18 protein-coding genes and 3 pseudogenes are annotated in these 17,274 nt (G+C 62.8%); 13 read left to right on the forward strand and 8 right to left on the reverse strand.

The features are described from left to right. Positions 1-133: pseudogene (locus tag BLX41_RS37505) on the reverse strand (hypothetical protein); the annotation flags it as partial. Positions 134-315: 182 nt separating this feature from the next. Here BLX41_RS37505 and BLX41_RS28035 point away from each other — a divergent pair. The 3 genes from BLX41_RS28035 (at position 316) to BLX41_RS28045 (ending at position 2,123) form a co-directional block, all read left to right on the forward strand. Next, a complete protein-coding gene (locus tag BLX41_RS28035) occupies positions 316-1,335 on the forward strand; it encodes a Leu/Phe/Val dehydrogenase (RefSeq protein WP_102878408.1) in 1,020 nt (339 codons plus the stop codon). 111 nt (positions 1,336-1,446) lie between these two features. Then, positions 1,447-1,701, forward strand: a complete 255-nt coding sequence (locus BLX41_RS28040) for a hypothetical protein (RefSeq protein ID WP_123727509.1) — start codon at positions 1,447-1,449, stop codon at positions 1,699-1,701. Further along, the gene (locus BLX41_RS28045) at positions 1,698-2,123 is read left to right on the forward strand and encodes a hypothetical protein (RefSeq protein ID WP_123727510.1); all 426 of its coding nucleotides are present in this window, start codon (positions 1,698-1,700) and stop codon (positions 2,121-2,123) included. Before BLX41_RS28040 ends, BLX41_RS28045 begins: the two co-directional genes overlap by 4 nt. 177 nt (positions 2,124-2,300) lie before the next feature. Here the strand turns inward: BLX41_RS28045 and BLX41_RS28050 are convergent. Then, positions 2,301-2,555: pseudogene (locus tag BLX41_RS28050) on the reverse strand (YebG family protein); the annotation flags it as partial. Between the two features lie 266 nt (positions 2,556-2,821). Here BLX41_RS28050 and BLX41_RS28055 point away from each other — a divergent pair. Continuing rightward, complete coding sequence (locus tag BLX41_RS28055) at positions 2,822-3,322, forward strand: phosphate-starvation-inducible protein PsiE (RefSeq protein ID WP_102861203.1); 501 nt, start codon at positions 2,822-2,824, stop codon at positions 3,320-3,322. Here BLX41_RS28055 and BLX41_RS28060 read toward each other — a convergent pair. The 3 genes from BLX41_RS28060 to BLX41_RS28070 all read right to left on the reverse strand — a co-directional run bounded on the left by BLX41_RS28060 (position 3,319) and on the right by BLX41_RS28070 (position 6,591). Further along, entirely contained in the window at positions 3,319-3,636 is a 318-nt protein-coding gene (locus BLX41_RS28060; RefSeq protein WP_123727512.1) for a DUF3509 domain-containing protein, read from the reverse strand. The genes BLX41_RS28055 and BLX41_RS28060 overlap by 4 nt on opposite strands. A 219-nt stretch (positions 3,637-3,855) precedes the next feature. Next, entirely contained in the window at positions 3,856-5,151 is a 1,296-nt protein-coding gene (locus tag BLX41_RS28065; RefSeq protein WP_123727513.1) for a serine/threonine transporter, read from the reverse strand. Between the two features lie 63 nt (positions 5,152-5,214). Next, the gene (locus BLX41_RS28070) at positions 5,215-6,591 is read right to left on the reverse strand and encodes an L-serine ammonia-lyase (RefSeq protein WP_123727514.1); all 1,377 of its coding nucleotides are present in this window, start codon (positions 6,589-6,591) and stop codon (positions 5,215-5,217) included. 135 nt (positions 6,592-6,726) lie between these two features. Here BLX41_RS28070 and BLX41_RS28075 point away from each other — a divergent pair, with 135 nt between their 5' ends. After that, positions 6,727-7,674 (forward strand): LysR substrate-binding domain-containing protein, encoded by a 948-nt coding sequence (locus tag BLX41_RS28075; protein WP_060837600.1) that lies wholly within the window; start codon positions 6,727-6,729, stop codon positions 7,672-7,674. Between the two features lie 213 nt (positions 7,675-7,887). Beyond that, positions 7,888-8,295, forward strand: a complete 408-nt coding sequence (locus BLX41_RS28080; RefSeq protein ID WP_123727515.1) for an HPF/RaiA family ribosome-associated protein — start codon at positions 7,888-7,890, stop codon at positions 8,293-8,295. A gap of 67 nt (positions 8,296-8,362) precedes the next feature. Here the strand turns inward: BLX41_RS28080 and fecA are convergent, their stop codons facing one another. The 3 genes from fecA to BLX41_RS28095 form a co-directional block, all read right to left on the reverse strand. Further along, complete coding sequence (gene fecA / locus BLX41_RS28085) at positions 8,363-10,723, reverse strand: TonB-dependent Fe(3+) dicitrate receptor FecA (RefSeq protein ID WP_123727516.1); 2,361 nt, start codon at positions 10,721-10,723, stop codon at positions 8,363-8,365. A gap of 133 nt (positions 10,724-10,856) precedes the next feature. Next, positions 10,857-11,822: a FecR domain-containing protein gene (locus BLX41_RS28090; RefSeq protein WP_123727517.1), complete on the reverse strand. Its 966-nt coding sequence runs from the start codon at positions 11,820-11,822 to the stop codon at positions 10,857-10,859. A gap of 8 nt (positions 11,823-11,830) precedes the next feature. Next, positions 11,831-12,340 carry a sigma-70 family RNA polymerase sigma factor gene (locus BLX41_RS28095; RefSeq protein ID WP_185073853.1) on the reverse strand — a complete coding sequence of 170 codons (510 nt, stop codon included), beginning with the start codon at positions 12,338-12,340 and terminating at the stop codon, positions 11,831-11,833. A 199-nt stretch (positions 12,341-12,539) separates the two neighbouring features. Here BLX41_RS28095 and BLX41_RS28100 point away from each other — a divergent pair, with 199 nt between their 5' ends. The 7 genes and pseudogenes from BLX41_RS28100 to BLX41_RS36475 form a co-directional block, all read left to right on the forward strand. Next, on the forward strand, positions 12,540-12,845 hold the full coding sequence (locus tag BLX41_RS28100) for a DUF3649 domain-containing protein (RefSeq protein WP_123727519.1): 306 nt from the start codon (positions 12,540-12,542) through the stop codon (positions 12,843-12,845). Continuing rightward, entirely contained in the window at positions 12,842-14,416 is a 1,575-nt protein-coding gene (locus tag BLX41_RS28105; RefSeq protein WP_123727520.1) for a PepSY-associated TM helix domain-containing protein, read from the forward strand. Before BLX41_RS28100 ends, BLX41_RS28105 begins: the two co-directional genes overlap by 4 nt. Beyond that, a complete protein-coding gene (locus BLX41_RS28110) occupies positions 14,416-14,742 on the forward strand; it encodes a DUF3325 domain-containing protein (RefSeq protein ID WP_123727521.1) in 327 nt (108 codons plus the stop codon). The genes BLX41_RS28105 and BLX41_RS28110 overlap by 1 nt, the downstream gene beginning before the upstream one ends. Before the next feature lie 14 nt (positions 14,743-14,756). Beyond that, positions 14,757-15,332, forward strand: a complete 576-nt coding sequence (locus tag BLX41_RS28115) for an RNA polymerase sigma factor (RefSeq protein ID WP_123727522.1) — start codon at positions 14,757-14,759, stop codon at positions 15,330-15,332. Further along, on the forward strand, positions 15,329-16,318 hold the full coding sequence (locus BLX41_RS28120) for a FecR family protein (protein ID WP_123727523.1): 990 nt from the start codon (positions 15,329-15,331) through the stop codon (positions 16,316-16,318). The genes BLX41_RS28115 and BLX41_RS28120 overlap by 4 nt, the downstream gene beginning before the upstream one ends. Positions 16,319-16,486: 168 nt before the next feature. Continuing rightward, positions 16,487-16,894, forward strand: coding sequence for an ExbD/TolR family protein (locus BLX41_RS28125; RefSeq protein WP_060837609.1), 408 nt, complete (start codon positions 16,487-16,489; stop codon positions 16,892-16,894). A gap of 4 nt (positions 16,895-16,898) precedes the next feature. Continuing rightward, positions 16,899-17,274: pseudogene (locus tag BLX41_RS36475) on the forward strand (energy transducer TonB family protein); the annotation flags it as partial.

Genomic DNA, 17,274 nt, shown 5'->3' on the forward strand with positions numbered 1-17,274 from the left:
TCTCCTTGAAGGCTTCCAAGTGACGCTCGGGCACCAGTTTTGGTGCATGCTCGGCGGCTATCCACAGGGCCGCTTCCAGCAGGGCTGGTGGCGAGCGGTGCAGGCAGGCGAAAAAGGCTTGGCGCGGGTTCATCTCAACCTCCGACGGATGCCTCGTTTTAGCCTCGTGGCGCAGGTTCGTCCAGTGCTGACACAGGTGGTAGCAGGTTATTTCCCAAAGCCTGCAAATGCCTGCGGCTTATTCCTGCGTGGCGCAGCAAATTCCAGGCGCAAGCCTATACTGGCGACTACAAGACGTGATTCGGGAGCCCGTCGATGTTCGCTCTCATGCACAGCACCCGCCTTGAATCGCTGCACCTCAGCGTCGATCCCAGCACCGGATTGAAGGCAGTGATCGCCATCCATAACAACCGCTTGGGCCCCGCCCTGGGCGGTTGCCGTTATCTGGCCTACCCCGACACCACCAGTGCCGTGGAAGACGCTGCGCGCCTGGCCCAGGGCATGAGCTACAAGGCGGCCCTGGCCGGCTTGCCTCAAGGTGGCGGTACTGCCGTGATCATCCGCCCCGCCCATGTGGAAAACCGCGCGGCGTTGTTCGAGGCCTTTGGCCGTTGCATCGAGCAACTGGACGGGCGCTACATCACCGCCATCGACAGCGGCACCTCGGTGGCCGACATGGACTGCATCGCTCAGCAGACCCGCTACGTCACCAGCACCAGCGCCGCCGGAGACCCGTCGCCCCACACCGCCATGGGAGTGTTCGCCGGGATTCGCAGTACCGCCATGGCCCGCCTGGGCAGCGACAACCTGGAAGGCCTGCGGGTGGCGATCCAGGGCCTGGGCAACGTCGGCTTTGCCCTGGCCGAGCAACTGCACGCCGCCGGTGCCGAGCTGCTGGTCAGCGACATCGATGCCGGCAAGGTGCAGTTGGCCATGGAGCAACTCGGGGCGCATCCCGTCGCCAACGATTCGTTGCTCAGCACCCCTTGCGACATTCTCGCCCCCTGCGGCCTTGGCGCCGTGCTCAACAGCCTCAGCGTGGCCCAGTTGCGCTGCGCGGCGGTGGCCGGTTCGGCCAACAATCAACTGACCAACCTGCAAGTTGCCGATCAACTGGAACGGCGCGGGATTCTCTATGCGCCGGACTACGTGATCAATTCGGGTGGCCTGATCTATGTGTCCCTCAAGCATCGCAATGAGGAACTCCCGGTGATCACGGCGCACCTGTCGAAGATCAGCTTGCGGCTGACGGAGATCTTCGCCCACGCCCAGGCGGAAAAGCGCTCTCCGGCGCGGGTCGCGGACGAACTGGCGGAGCGGGTGCTGTACCGCTAGGCATCCCTGTCTTAACCCTGGGTCTTGCACTCTGTAGTATCTGGGCCCGGGAAAGGTTGCAGTGCCGAGCCCAGTCCCTCACGGCCCAACTGACAAGGAATGTATTCGACGATGCCTCAAGTGCTCGATAGTGGTCTGGATGAGCAGTTGTCTTCGCTGTTGCGCAAAGGTGCGGATATTCAATCGATACGCCAGCTTCTTGTGCGGTATCGGGATCGGGGCTTTGGCGCGCAGGCTGTGTACAAATATCTGGCGTCGCTCAGGCATGACGCACCTGAAGAACTCGAAGACAGAGTCCTGGAAGCCATGGATATAGCATCCGGATACTGCTCGCCAGGCTGCAGGGTGTGGGAGGTTGCGCCATGACAGCGGCCAATACGGACAATCCATTGATCGGGTGTTCTGTCAGGGACCTGCAGTTGTACGCTGCGGCTTGTCTGCAGGCTTACTGCCTGAGCAAAGGTATTGCTCACCCTGCTGTAGATGAGTTGATAAAACACCTTGAGGACTACCCGGAAAAAGATCGTTTACTGGCCTGGGAGAGGGCCGGAGCGCAATTGGCATTGAATGGCAGAGGGGATGATTTGCCACAGAGCCTTGTTGCTTTGATAGCGCCTGAAGATATCGAGACGTTCTCCAGCATCGTCGACAGCGCAGTTGAGGTTGGAGTGGTCGACCTGTATGGAGGTGCAACCGATTTGCCTGTGATTTTCATGGGCAAGATCACTGCGATACTGCGTCGCAACCTTATCGATTTGCCCGAGCCCAAAGGCGCGGCAGTCGTTTAACCGGCGGCTGCATAACGGGCGCGTCTTGATCGGCAAACATGAAAAAAGCCCTGTGCCATGGACACAGGGCTTATTCAATTCGCGTGAAGCCTATTTCGCAGCCTTGGCTGCTTTCGCCGGTTTGGTCGGCGCCTCGACTTCAGCAGGTTGCTGCGCTTGAACCACCTCCACCGCGGGAGCGGGGGCGCTGAGCAACTCGGACAATGCATCCGGCTGGCTCTTGAAGGCCCTGGCAAATACATCGCGGTTCTTCGCCATGTAGATACCGGCTTCTTCCACCTGTTGTTCGCTCAGCGACGGCACGGCTTTTTGCAACACTTGCGCCAGCACTTCAGCCAGTTCGAGCATTTTGTCATGACGGTCAGCTTCGGCTTTATCCATGAACAAGCGCTCCAGATCTCGGCTGCTGCGGTATACCACTTCGACGGCCATTCACCACCTCACATGCCTTCACGATAATGGGTCTGTATAAACACTGTATCTATATACAGGTCGAGAGAATAGGCGAATCCTTTTCCCTTGGATAGTGGCTTTTTAATGTAGACGGAATTTTTTTCCCGGGTCGATTGTGATGGGGCCGTGCCTCGTTGCGGGCGGCCACCATCTCATTGACGGCTCCTGGCCTTTTTTCTGCATGCAGAACAACCGTCACGTCCAATCCGCATCATCCGGTCGAACCGACCTAAGGAAGAACCATCGTGAAAATCAATTGGGCCGAGAACCTACGGCAGAACGTCCATCAACTGGCCGAGTCCCTGGGCAACCTGTTTGTCGAGTCGTTCCATTACCTGGCGCTGTTCGCCATTGGCGCGGTGACTGCCTGGGCGGCGGTGATGGAATTCCTGCAGATGCTTGAGGCAGGCCACATCAAGATCGATGACATCCTGCTGTTGTTCATCTACCTGGAATTGGGGGCGATGGTCGGTATCTACTTCAAGACCAACCACATGCCGGTGCGCTTTCTGATCTACGTGGCGATCACCGCGCTGACCCGACTGCTGATTTCCAACGTCTCGCACCACAGCCCGCCAGACCTGGGGATCATCTACCTGTGTGGCGGGATTCTGCTGCTGGCCTTCGCCATTCTGGTGGTGCGCTACGCCTCGTCGCAATTTCCCTCGGTGAAGATCGAGCATCCGCAACGCAAGATCGGCGCGGGCTCCGGCGAGCACCCGGAAGTGGAGAAGGGCGAGCTCTAGAACCTCAAGGCCTGGGGCGCAGGCTTTTGGCCGGCGGACGGCAGCAGTGCGAGGCTGTCGCCGTTGGTCATGGCTTCGAGGATGGCTACGGCGCTGTGGCCTTGCTCGATGGCGATGCCGAATTGAATGCTTTGCACCAGGCGCTTGATGCGCTGCGGGTCATTGCGCTGGGCTGCGCTGATCATGCGCTTGGCCACCACCCGACCGGCCTGGGACAGGGTCAGCATGATGCTGCCGTCCAGGCCCTGGATGCTCAGGTTGACCTGGTAATCCGGGGTGAAGGTGTCAGTAATCAGTTGAAAGGGGTTGTCCATGATGCGTCACCGCCTGATTGGATCGTGCAGTCATTGACTGGCAGGGCGCGGAATTAGTTCGCGATTCCAGACCGCTGGCCGGTCGTTTGCCGAGGCTTGCCTACGTCCGTGTTGCTCAAGGATGAACAAAGCAAGGGGCATGCCGGGAACCTCGCCGGGCAATGATTGCAGGGACAAAAAAGCGGACCACAAGGTCCGCTTTTTTTATTCCTGCCCGTTTCAGGGCACGACCGAGTAAATGATCGCAGACAGTGCGACCAGGCCGATCAGCACCACGAACAGGTTCGACAGTTGGCCCGAATACTGGCGCAGGGAAGGCACGCGCCGGATCGCATACATCGGCATCAGGAACAGCAGGCAGGCGATTACCGGTCCGCCCATGGTCTCGATAATGCGCAGGATGCTGGGGTTGAAGGTGGCCACGGCCCAGCAAGTGAGGATCATGAACAGCGCGGTGATCTTTTCCAGGCGGGTGGAGGACAGCGAGCGCCCCCGCAGGTTTTTCACGATCAGGCCCTGGAAGCCTTCGCTGGCGCCGATGTAGTGGCCCAGGAACGACTTGGTGATGGCCACCAGCGCGATCAGCGGTGCGGCGTAGGCAATCACCGGGGTCTGGAAGTGGTTGGCCAGGTACGACAGGATCGAGATGTTCTGTTCCTTGGCCGCCACCAGGTCCGCCGGCGACAGGGCCAGCACGCAGCTGAAGCAGAAGAACATCACCGTCAGCACCATCATGGCGTGGGCCGTGGCCAGGATGCCGCTGCTCTTGCGCTCGGCCTGGGCGCCGTAATGGCGTTTCTGATCCAGGGCGAAGGCCGAGATGATCGGCGAATGGTTGAAGGAGAACACCATCACCGGAATCGCCAGCCACAGGGTCTTGAAGAACAGCGGCAGGGGCATGCCCTCGCCGGCCGAAGCGAAGAACGCGCCGTTCCAGTTGGGAATCAGGCTCAGGGCCAGCAACAGCAGGGCGGCGACGAAGGGATAGACCAGCAGGCTCATGGCCCGCACGATCACGCCCTGGCCGCAACGCACAATGGCCATCAGGCCGAGGATCAGCAGCAGCGACAGCAGCGCCCGGGGCGGCGGGGTCATGTGCAGCTGGTTCTCCATGAAGCTGCCCAGGGTGTTGGTCAGGGCCACGCTGTACACCAGCAGGATCGGGAAGATGGCGAAGAAGTAGAGCAGGGTGATCAGCTTGCCAGCACCGACCCCGAAGTGTTCTTCCACTACCTCGGTGATGTCCCCGGAGCGCCCGGATAGGACGAAACGGGTCAGGCCGCGGTGGGCGAAGAAGGTCATGGGGAAGGCCAGCAGCGCCAGCACAATCAATGGCCAGAAGCCACCGACCCCGGCGTTGATCGGCAGGAACAGGGTGCCGGCGCCGATGGCGGTGCCATACAGGCCGAGCATCCAGGTGGTGTCGTGCTTGCTCCAGCCTTGCCGGGCTGTTGCGGTGTCGCGGAGTGTGGCTACTGCGGGATTTTCGGCAGCAGGTGTGGGTACATCGGTCATCGGTATCGCCTCGTTATTATTTTTGCTCGGGCTCACGTGTTACGGACGGTCAGGGAAGGCTCCTCAGCATTCCACCCAGCTCACTGCCAGGCCGCCCCGTGAAGTTTCTTTGTATTTGTCATGCATGTCGGCGCCGGTATCGCGCATGGTGCGGATCACCCGGTCCAGGGAAATGAAATGCTTGCCGTCACCGCGCAGGGCCATCTGGGTGGCGTTGATCGCTTTCACTGCGGCAATCGCGTTGCGCTCGATGCAGGGCACCTGCACCAGGCCGCCCACCGGGTCGCAAGTCAGGCCGAGGTTGTGTTCCAGGCCGATCTCGGCGGCGTTTTCCAGTTGCTCGGGCGTGGCACCGAGGACTTCCGCCAAACCCGCAGCGGCCATGGCGCAGGCCGAGCCCACTTCGCCCTGGCAGCCGACTTCGGCGCCGGAGATGGAGGCGTTCTTCTTGCACAGGATGCCCACTGCCGCAGCTCCCAGGAAAAAGCTCACGACGTCATCGTCAGAGGCCTGGGGATTGAACTTCATGTAGTAGTGCAGCACCGCCGGGATGATCCCCGCCGCACCGTTGGTAGGGGCGGTGACCATGCGTCCGCCGGCGGCGTTTTCCTCGTTTACCGCCAGGGCGTAGAGGTTGACCCACTCCATGGCCGAGAGGGTTGAGGTGATGACATTCGGCTTGCCGATCTCCAGCAGGCTGCGGTGCAGCTTGGCGGCGCGCCGGGGGACATCGAGGCCGCCGGGCAGGATGCCTTCGTGGCGCAGGCCCTGTTCGACGCATTCGCGCATCACCGACCAGATATGCAGCAGGCCGCTACGGATTTCGGCGTCGCTGCGCCAGGCCCTTTCGTTGGCCATCATCAGCTCGCCGACGCGCAGCTTGTGGGTCTTGCACAGCGCCAGCAGTTCAGCAGCGCTGTTGAAGTCGTAAGGCAATTCGACGCTGGCGCCGGCTTCAGTTCCGGCCTCGACCTGGGCCGCTTCGATGATGAAGCCGCCGCCTACCGAGTAGTAGGTCTGCTCCAGCACGATGCCCTGCTCGCCGAGGGCGGTCAGGGACATGGCGTTGGGGTGGTAGGGCAGGCTTTGGTCCAGCAGGAGCAGGTCCTGTTGCCAGTCGAAGGCGATGTTCGTGCGCCCACCCAGCAGCAACTGGCCGCTGTCGCGCAGTTGCTGGATGCGTGGGCCGATGCTGCCCGGATCGATGCTGTCGGGCCATTCGCCCATCAGTCCCATGACGCTGGCACGGTCGGTGGCATGGCCGACACCGGTGGCGGAGAGGGAACCGTAAAGGCGGATCTGCACCCGCTGTACCTGATCCTCCAGGCCCTGGTCGAACAGCGCCTGGGCGAAGGTGGCGGCGGCGCGCATCGGGCCCACGGTGTGGGAGCTGGAGGGACCGATACCGACTTTGAAAAGATCGAAAACACTGATAGCCATGCTAAAGCCTTACAAGCAATGGAAGGTGGATCGCTGCCATTTTTTGTAGGCCAAGCGCAATGTCGGCGATACTGCCCGGGTCGGTCAGCACTGACCAACGAAACTTCCTAAGAGATCCTTTAGCAGGACTAAACGATGAGCCGTCAGTTTCATGCCCAGACCTATGTCTGGCTGCATGTGTTTTCCTGTGCCGCGCGGCACCTGTCTTTCACCCGATGCGCTGAAGAGCTGCACATCACGCCAGGGGCGGTCAGCCAGCAGATCCGCCAGTTGGAGGAGCGCCTGGGTTTGCGCCTGTTTCACCGTCGGCCCCGGGGTGTGGAACTGAGTGCCGAAGGGCAGCGGCTGGCGCTGACGGTGAGCGAGGCCTACGGCAGCATCGATGCGGAGCTGCGGCGCCTGGACGCGGGAATGATCAGCGGCACCCTGCGCCTGCGTTCGATCCCTTCGTTTCTCGGCAAGTGGCTGACGCCTCGTTTGCCGCGGCTGCAACAGCGTTATCCGGAGATCCAGCTTCGGCTGGTGGCGGAAGACAGCAGCGTGGCCCTGCATGAAGGCGACTTCGACCTGGCCATCGACCTGAACGACGGCAGTTACCCCGGCTTGCAGTCCACCGCGTTGCTGGACGAGCAGATCTTCCCGGTCTGCGCGCCGAGTCTGCTACGGGGCCGTCCGCCGCTGCACGGGCCGGCGGACCTGGCGCATTTCCCCTTGCTGCACGACATCACCGCCTGGCGCGGCAGCTATGAATACGCCGAATGGGAGTTCTACCTGAATGCCATCGGCTTCGAAGGCGCGGATGTGCGCCGTGGCCACACCTTCAACCGCAACCACCTGACCATCGAGGCGGCGATCGCCGGCATGGGCGTGGCGATTGCCCGGCGTACCCTGCTCAACGATGAATTGGAACGCGGCACTCTGATCGTGCCTTTCGGCCTGGCAGTGCCCAACCACAAACGCTACGTGCTGCTCTATGCGCCGGGCGCCCTGAGCCATCCGGGTGTACGCGCGGTGCATGACTGGCTGGTGGAGGAAGCGGAGATTTTTCGCGGCTTGCACCCTCTGGGTGAGGGGCAATTGTGAGGGTTTGAGCGAGGAAGCTGAATCGAGTCAACTCCCGACCTTAACAGCGCCTTTGCAGTTTGTCCGGCTTTATTTGCGTATGAATATTTATCTTTTTTAAGGGGTTGAAATGTTCGCCGCCGTGCCTAATTGTGTAATCAAGAGGTCACGAAATGCAGGTCCCAACACACTGCCTTGACCCTCTTACGAGCAAGCTGAAATAAGGGAAGAACTATGCAAATCCAAGTCCATAGCGATAACCATATTCAAAGCAGCCTTCGGATGGAGGAGTGGGTGCGCAGCACCGTTGAAAGCACGCTCGAACGCTACGAAGAAGACCTGACCCGGGTAGTGGTCCACCTGCGGGACGAGAACGGCGGCAAGTCAGGTCCGGACGATATGCGCTGCCAGCTGGAAGCCCGTCCGAAAGGTCACCAACCGATTTCCGTGACCCACAAGGCCGACACACTGGAACAGGCCCTCGATGGCGCCACCATCAAGCTGGAAAGTGCCCTGGAGCACATGTTCGGTAAACTGCGCGGCAAACGTGCGGCGGCCGTGCCCAGCAGCGATGGCACCGAGGCGGATGCCCTGCTCGAAGAAGAATTCCTGGAAAACCAACAGGCCGCGCTCAATAGCTGACGGCTGAGTTTCTCCCCCAACCAACGGGCCTGCATTGCAGGCACGTTTTGTTGTGGGCGAGAAAAAGTCAGAACGCCACTGAAGTCTGTACGTAGAGGGTGCGCGGCTCACCCACGTACTTGCCCTTGTTGTTGTCGTCGAAGGAGCGGGTGAAGTACTGGTGGTTGAAGATGTTCTTCACGCCCACCGCGACATTCAGGTCCGACAGCTGCGGGCCGAAGTCGTAGCCGGCGCGAGTGCTGAACAGCATGTAGCCGGGGATGCGGCCGTTGCTGCCGTCGACGCTTTCGCGTGACGTGTTGGCATTGTCGGCAAACTGGCTGCTCTGGTAGCTGCTGTCGAGGTTGAGTTTCCACGGACCTTCGGTGTAGCTCACCCCCAGGGTGCCCTTGTGCTTGGAGGAGAAGGGCACGCGGTTGCCCTTGTTCGGACCGTCCTCACGAATCGTGGCATCGACATAGGCGTAGGTGGCGTAGACATCGAAGCCCGCCAGCGCCGGATCGAGGCCGTCCAGGGCGTAGTTGATGCTGCTCTCGATACCCTGGTGGCGGGTTTCGCCGCGGGCGATCACCGTGTCGTTGGTCTGGTTGCTGTCGTACTGGTTGTCGAAGTTGATCAGGAAGGCGCCGATCTCCGCCCGCAGGGTGCCATCGTCATAGCGGGTGCCCAGTTCCCAGGTGCGGGCCTTTTCCGGTTTGACCTCGCCGCTGGCCACGCGGTTGGGCATCTGGCTGTACTGCACGCTGCCGAAGGAGCCTTCGGTGTTGGCGTAGAGGTTCCAGCTCTCGTTGAGGTGATACATCACATTCAGCGCCGGCAGCGCGGTGTTGTAGTCGCCCTTGTATTTGACGTGGGTGAGGTTGTTGCTCTGCTGGGACTCGATCATCTCGTAGCGGATGCCCGGGGTCAGGGTCCACTTGCCGATATCGATCCGGTCGTCGACGAAGAACGCGTGGGCCTCGGTGCCGCCACGAGTGTCCCGGTCGTTGCGACTGTTGGTGGTGGGCAGTTGCTGATTGGCGGTCAACGGCGTGCGATAGCGCAGTTCATGCCCGGCTTCGTTGATGTAGCGGTAACCGACGCCCACTTCGTGGCTGCTGTCCCCCAGGTCGAAGCCCTGGGCGAAGCGGGTTTCCAGGCCGCGCACCCAGTACTCGCGGGGTGACAGGGAGAGGAAACTGCCCTGGTCCAGGTAGCCGCTGCGCAGGGTCTTGGTGAAGAAGCTGTTGACGGTGAACTCCCGGCGATCTTGCTGATAGCGATAGCCGACATTGAACATCGTGCGACGCCCCCAGAATTTGTCATAGGGGCGGGTCGACTGATACGGATCGGCCTTGTAGTCCGCCACGTTCAAGCCGCCGGGCATGTCCGCTTCACCCTCGTAGTACTGGGCCATGGCATTGAAGCTGTTGGCCTCGTCGAGCTGGTACTTGCCCTTGAGAATCAGGTCGTCGATCTGCGTGTCGCTGTGTTCGCGCCAGTCGCCGCCGCGGGTGCCGGAGTACAGCAGGGCGCCACCCAGGCCGTTGTCGGCCGTGCCGCCGGCCAGCAGGTTGGCGCTGGTCTTGAAACCGTCATGGCTGGAGGAGGGGCTGGTCTCGGTCTGAAAACCACCCTTGACCGTTGGCGCATCGGGAATCGCCCGGGTCACGAAGTTGACGATGCCGCCGACGTTCTGCGGGCCGTAGCGCACGGCGCCACCGCCACGCACCACGTCCACGGCATCCATGTTGCCCATGCTGATGGGGGCAAACGACAGTTGCGGCTGACCGTAGGGGGCGAACGGTACCGGGATGCCGTCCATCAGCACCGTGGAACGCGAGGCCAGACGCGGATTGAGGCCGCGAATGCCGAAGTTCAGGGCCATGTCGTGGCTGCCGGTGCCGTTGTTGTCCGGTGCATTGACCCCGGGAATCCGATTGAGCACGTCCCGGGCCTGGGTCGCGCCTTGACGCTCGAATTCTTCCCGCCGAATCACGTCCCGTGCGCCGGGATGCTCGAAGACATCGCTCTGCTGGGCATCGCCGAGCCAGTCACCGACCACGCTGGAGGCCTCCAGTTGCACCGACGCCGGGGCTGCCTCGGGGCTGGCCGGTTGCAGGCTGAAGGCATTGTGGCCCTCGGCCCGAGCTTGCAGGCCGGTGCCTTGCAACAGGGCTTTGAGGCCCTGTTCCGGGCTGTAGCGACCTTCCAGGCCACGGCTTTGCACGCCACGGGTGAGCTCTGAGCCAAAGGAGATCAGTACCCCGGCTTCACGCCCGAACTGGTTCAGCGCACTTTCCAGGGTGGTCGGGGCTATGTGGTAAGGCTTGGCCTCGGTGGTGGCGGCCAGCACCTGGGGCAGGCTGGCAAGACTCAGGCTGGCGCCCAGCAGCAGGTGACGCAGGGTACGGGCCAGGGGCGTGAGGCGGGTGGGTTGCTCGGTCATGAACGGCGATCCTGAGAAGGGGGAATCAAGGTGGCTTTCCCTCTCTGTCACCCGAGCCGGGCAAAACGGCTCAACGGCCATGAAAAAATCTTCCTGAGCGAAAGAACCTGCGACGGATGGCTGTTCCCGGCAATCAGGCCCGGGCCTCAACCGTGACCCAATAGCGGGTAAAGCGCCGCACCCTGACCGGCAGGCTGATTTCCAGCAGCTGGAGAATCCGCTCGCTGTCATCCAGGGGATAGCTGCCGGAGATCAGCAGGTCCGCCACCTGGGCATCGCAGTTCAACTGGCCACGACGGTAGCGCCCCAATTCCTCGAGGAAATCCGCCAGGCGCATATGGGCCGCCACCAGCATGCCTTCGCTCCAGGCACCGCTGCCGGCATCCAGGGCCCGGGGCGGCTGCCAGCTGCTGTGGGTGAAGTTCAATTGTTGTCCGGCCGCTACCTGAGGCGGCAGTGCGCTGTAGCGCGCAGGCGTCACGCTGACCGTTCCGGAAAACACCGCCAGCTGACTGTGCTCCTTGAACTGGCGCAGGTTGATCCGTGCGACAGCGGGGCGGACCTGCCCCTGGGCGGTCTGTACCACCAGCGGCCGGGCGTCCTGGCCGGCGCTGAGCATGATCTCGCCCTCCAGCAGGCGGATCAGTCGTTGCTGTCCATCGAAACGCACATCCACCGCACTGCTGGTGTTGAGCTGCAGCTGGCTGCCATCGCTCAGTTGCAAGGTGCGCCGCTGGCCCAGGGAGCTGCGGTAGTCCGCCAACAGCGGTGGCAGCGGGTTGTGATCCCGCAGACCCCAGGCGGCGGCCGAGCCGGCACCGAGAATCAGCAGCAGCTTCAGGGCCTGGCGCCGGCCGGCGGACTTCGGCGCATTCAAGGCTGCGTGGGCCAGGGGCGAGGACAAGCCGCGCAAGCACTGATTGACCCGTTGGATATGCTCCCAGGCTCGCTGGTGTTCGCTGTGGGCGTCGTGCCATTGCTGCCAGGCCGCTTGCTGGCGCGGGCTCAAGGGGCCGCCTTGCATTTCGATCAGCCAGTGCACGGCCTGTTCGGCCACGGGGTTGCTGAAGCCGGGCTGGCCATTGAGGCGTGGATTCATCGGGGCGCTCACAGGGCGAAATAGCAGCGCATGGCGGCTTTGTTCAGATGACGTTTGACCGTGGCAATGGAGATGTTCAATTGCTCGGCAATCTGGCCGTAGGTCAGGCCATCGAGCTGACAGAGCAGAAAGGCCCGCTTGACCGGGCGTGGCAGGCCGTCGAGCAAGGCGTCCAGCTCCATCAGGGTCTGCAGGATGATCGCCCGTTCCTCTTCGGAGGGGGCCACCTGTTCTGGCATCTGCGCCAGGGTTTCCCGATAGGCCCGCTCCAGGTCCTGGCGTCGGTAGTGGTTGAACAGCACCCGTTTGGCGATGGTGGTGAGAAACGCCCGGGGTTCGATCAGGGTCGGAGTTTCCCGGGCACTGAGTACGCGAATAAAGGTGTCCTGGGCCAGGTCGGCGGCACTGTGGGGGCAGCCGAGCCGGCGCCGCAGCCAAGTGTTCAGCCAGCGGTGGTGGGCTTGGTAGAGGCCTTCGACGGTAGCGCAATGGGACAAGTCGGACGCTCCTGCACCCATAAGGTGCATAAGAGAACAAGAATTGTTCGCATTGTAGTGTTGCGACATGGCATTCGGCAATCAGCCCGGACCGACGGAAATGGCCGGCTTTGTCGGTGTTCTTTTGCACATGAGAATATTTATCATTAGTATTGTCCGCCTGTTTCGCCCCGATGGCCTGTGCAGTGCCCCGGGCATCTCCTCGCTGCAAGGTTCAAACATGAAAAGCAAGGCCGGCGGAATTCCCGCTTCCTATCGTCTGGCAGTGGTGTCGCGGGTCTGTGCCGCGGTGCTGGGTGGTTATCTGCTGGCGGCGCTCTCCAGCGTCTGCCTGACCCTGTTGCTGCCCATTCCCAGAGCCGACGCCGTGCTCAGCGGGATGATGGCCTCCTTTGTGTTCTATCTGCTGGCGGTGCTCTGGTGCTTCGCCTGTCGCAGCGCCTGGCAGGCCTGGTTCGGCCTGTTGCTGCCAAGCCTGGTGCTGGCGCTGGTCGCCGGCAGCGCCTATTGGGTGGCATTGCCATGAAGGAAGGTTTCCGTCAGTCCATGGCCTGGCTGCACACTTGGGGCGGGCTGGTGTTCGGCTGGTTGCTGTTCGCGATTTTCTTCACCGGGACCCTGTCCTATTTCAAGGAAGAAATTACCCACTGGATGCAGCCGGAAGCTCCGGTCCGGGCCGTGAATGCCGATACCAGCCTGGATCTCGCCCAGCGCTACCTGGAACAGCACGGCCAGGGTGCGCAGCGCTGGTTCATCAGCCTGCCCGATGCGCGTCAGCCGCTGTTGTCGGTGGCCTGGCAGGCGCCGAGCGCTCCGGGCGAGCGTGGCGACTTCACGGAAAAACTCCTGGACCCCAGCACCGGCAGCGAACTGCAGGTGCGCGATACCCGTGGCGGCGAGTTCTTCTACCGCTTCCACTTCCAGTTGCAAATGCCTTATCCCTGGGGCCGTTGGCTGTCGACCCTGGCCGCCATGGTGATGTTCGTGGCCCTGATCAGCGGCATCATCATCCACAAGAAAATCTTCAAGGACTTCTTCACCTTCCGGCCCCGCAAGGGCCAGCGCACCTGGCTCGACGGGCACAACGCAGTGGGCGTGCTGGTGCTGCCATTCCACCTGATGATCACCTACAGCAGTCTGGTGATATTCATGTCCATGGTCATGCCGGCGAGCATCCTGGTGGCCTACAAGGGCGACAGCAGTGCTTTCTTCAAGGACTTGCGGCCGGCCAGCAACAGCACGCCGGCGGCCGGGCAGCCGGCAGCGCTGACGCCCCTGGACCCGCTGCTCAAGCAAGCCCTGGAGCAATGGCCGGGGGGCCATGCGCAGCGGCTGGTGGTCAACCACCCGGGGGATGTGAATGCGTCGGTGCACGTCATGCGCCACAGCGCCGACCGGGTGGCCCGGGATCTTGGCAGCACCGTGTCGTTCAACGGGGTCACCGGCCAGCCGTTGGAGGCCAGCCCCGAACAGTCCCTGCCCATGGCCATCGGCGGCAGTTTCTATGGCTTGCACATGGGTCTGTTCGCCGGCCCGGTGTTGCGTTGGCTGTACTTTATCTGCGGTCTGGCGAGTACCGCGATGATCGGCACCGGGCTGGTGATCTGGCTGGGCAAGCGCCAGCTCAAGCACGCCAAGAGCGGGGTCATGCCCTTTGAGCTGCGCCTGGTGGAAGTGCTGAACATTGCCAGTATGTCCGGGCTGGTGCTGGCGGTGGCCGGCTTCTTCTGGGCCAACCGGTTGCTGCCGGTGGCCTTCGCCGAGCGCGCGGACTGGGAGGTCAACAGCTTCTTCATCCTGTGGGGCCTGAGCCTGGTGCATGCCGTGGTCCGGCCCGGGCGGCGAGCCTGGGCCGAGCAATTGAGCCTCGCCGCCTTGCTGTTTGCCTGCATCCCCTTGCTGGACGCTGTTACCAGCCCGAGCCTGATGGACGGCTTCATGGTGCGTGGCGACTGGATGCTGGCGGGCTTCGACCTGGCCTGCCTGAGCAGCGGCCTGTTCCTGGCCTGGGCGGCGCGCAAGATGCATCGCGGCCAGCAAGCACCGGCCCGTGCGGCACGGCAACGGCCACTGGCCCCTGAAACCGAGGTGAACTGATGTTGCTGGCGCTGCTGCTGTGTTTTACCGGATTCACCGGCCTGTGCCTGTCCCTGGATCGGCATCACGGCGAACTGCTGGGGCACAAGCCCACGACTCGGCGCCGCCATGGCCTGCGCCTGGGAGGCTGGTTGCTGCTGGGCCTGTCGTTGGCGGCGGCAGTGCAGGACACCGGCTGGAGCCTGGGGCTGGTGCAGTGGTGCGCCGTGCTGATGTGCAGTGCCTTGCTGCTGGTGTTGCTGCTGCCCTATCGCCCGCGCCTGGTGCTGTCGATGGCGGGGGCCAGTCTGTTGGCCAGCCCCCTCGCGGCCCTGGCCCAGTTCTGAGGGAGCGGCCCGTGATGAGCGCCCTGCCACCGGAACCCGGCGATCTGGATCACCCCGATCTGCGGGGCAGTCGTGCGCATTTTCTGCAGGTGTTCCTGTCCCAGCGTTCGCAGATGGAGGCCCTGGTCAGCCGCCGGGTCGGTTGCCGGGCCACTGCCGCGGATCTGGTGCAGGACCTGTTCCTGCGCTTCTGGCGCCGGCCCCTGGTGCAGGTCGAAGAGCTCAGCACCTACCTGCTGCGCTGCGCCGGCAACATCGCCATCGATCATCTGCGCAGTGAAGGCGCACGGGTGCGGGTCAGTGAAGGCTGGCTGCCGGAGCAGCAGGACAACCAGGGCTGCGAGCCCCAGGCCGCCCTGGAGGCCGGCAACGACCTGCGACATGTGGAGGCCGCCCTGCGCAGCCTGCCGCAGCGGACCCGGCAGATCTTCCTGCTCAACCGTATCCACGGGCGCAAGTACGCCGAGATCGCCAAGGTCATGGGCCTGTCCCAAAGCGCCGTGGAAAAACATATGATGCGCGCCCTCGAAGCCTGCAAGGCCAGCCTGCGGGAACCCTCGACCACGCGCACGCCAAGGAATGCACCGTGAATCAGCGCTCCAGTGTCATCCCGACGCCTGCCCAGGAACAGGCCGCCCTGGCCTGGCTGAGCCTGCTCCACGACCAGCCCAGCAGCGGCGACCAGGCCACCTTCAGCCAATGGCTGCAGGCCGATCCGGCCCACGTCGAAGCCTATGCCCAGGCCCAGGTGCTGTGGGAATTGAGCGAGCAACCGGCGCGGACCCTGGCGGATGAAGATGCCTTGGCCCTGCAGGGCCTGCTGCGCGCCATGGATGGAGCCAGGGCTCGGGCCCGGCGGCGCTGGTCGGCGGGGTTGGCCATGGCCGCCAGTGTGCTGCTAGTGATCGCCCTGGGCGCCGGCTGGCAGCCGGGCCGTTGGGTCGATGACCTGGGCGCCGATTACGTTTCGGCACCGGGTCAGGTACGCACGGTGATTCTTGCCGACCAGAGCCAGGTCACCCTGGACGCCGACAGTGCCATCGCCGTGGACTTCAGCCGCGGCGAACGCCATGTGCAGTTGCGTCGTGGCGCCGGTTTCTTCAGCGTCAGCCACACGGGCGCGCCCTTTGTGGTGGCGGCCGGGGAGGGCGAAGCGCGGGTCCTGGGCACCCAGTTCGAAGTACGCCTGCAAGCGGACGGTGCCCAGGTCACGGTGCTGTCCGGGCGTGTCGGGGTCACGGCCGCCAAAGGCGCGGCGCAGCAGGTGCTCGGTGCCAGCCAGCAGGTGGCGTACGGTCATGGCCAGGCGACCCCGTTGCAGGGTGTCGACAGCGAGGCGCAACTGGCCTGGCGCCAGGGTTGGCTGAACTACTACCACGCACCCCTGGCCGTGGTGGTGCAGGACCTGCGGCGCTATTTCCCCGGACGCATCCTGCTGCTCAATGACCAACTGGCAGCGCGCCGGGTCAGTGGCAGTTTCTCCAGCAAGGACCCTCAAGCGGTCCTCGATTCCCTGCAGGCGGCCCTGGGCTTCGAACAGCACCAGCTCCTTGGCAGACTCATAGTCCTGCGCTGAAAGGCCCGTCCCAGAGCTCCCGAACATTCATCGATATCACACGGATCTGTCACCAAACCGTTACATCAGGCGCGGATGATCTGCGGATTCCTGAGCACATGGTCAGGATCGGCGAGGGTTGTGATTCAGCTCTCACAAGGGAGGGAAGGCTGAAGCGGGAGCAAGACGATGCGCAGCTGGGATGTCGCTAAAAAGAAGAAGGCCCATATCGAAATCATTCCGATGATCGATGTGATGATGTTTCTCCTGGTGTTCTTCGTACTGATCAGTCTCAACGTGATTCCCGCCGTGGGAATCAAGACGCAGTTGCCGGTCGCCAGTACCGCGCAACAATTGAAGCCGCAAAACAAGGCGGTGATTACCCTGGGCCTGCAAGAACGCCTGCAACTCGACGGCCAGGACCTGGATGAAGGGGCGCTGTTGGCACAACTTAAAGTGCTGAACAATGGCAGCGAAAAGTTGGTGATCATTATTAATAGCGATCAGGGTGTTGAAGTTAAACGCCTGGTATCGGTGATGGACTTGCTCAAGGGCAATGGCTTCTCTTCCGTCTCCATCGCTACGCGCAAGTCCTGACGCCATGTTCGGTTTATATAGAACTCGCAAGTGGCTGGCGTGCCTGCTGCCGGCCGGCCTGCTGTTGCTGGTGATCTATGCCAGTCAATTGCAACAGTTGCAGATCAAGCCGGTGTACGACGAAAGCACGGTGGAAATTGCCCTGGTGGATGCGGCCCAACTGGTGGCAGCGGCAGAGCCACCACCGCCTGAGCCCGAGCCGCTGCCGATCGAGCCCGAGCCACCGCTGGTGGTGCCCGACGAAGAACCGCTGGTGATCGAGCCGCCCAAGCCCAAGCCGGTGGTCAAGCCCAAGCCCCCAGCGCCCAAGCCGTTGCTGGCCAAGCCGCAACCGCCCAAGCCGGCTCCGGCTCAGGTGGCCAGGAGTGCCCCCGCGCCGC

The sequence above is a fragment of the Pseudomonas protegens genome (assembly GCF_003732485.1).
GTDB classification, from domain to species: Bacteria; Pseudomonadota; Gammaproteobacteria; order Pseudomonadales; family Pseudomonadaceae; genus Aquipseudomonas; species Aquipseudomonas protegens_B.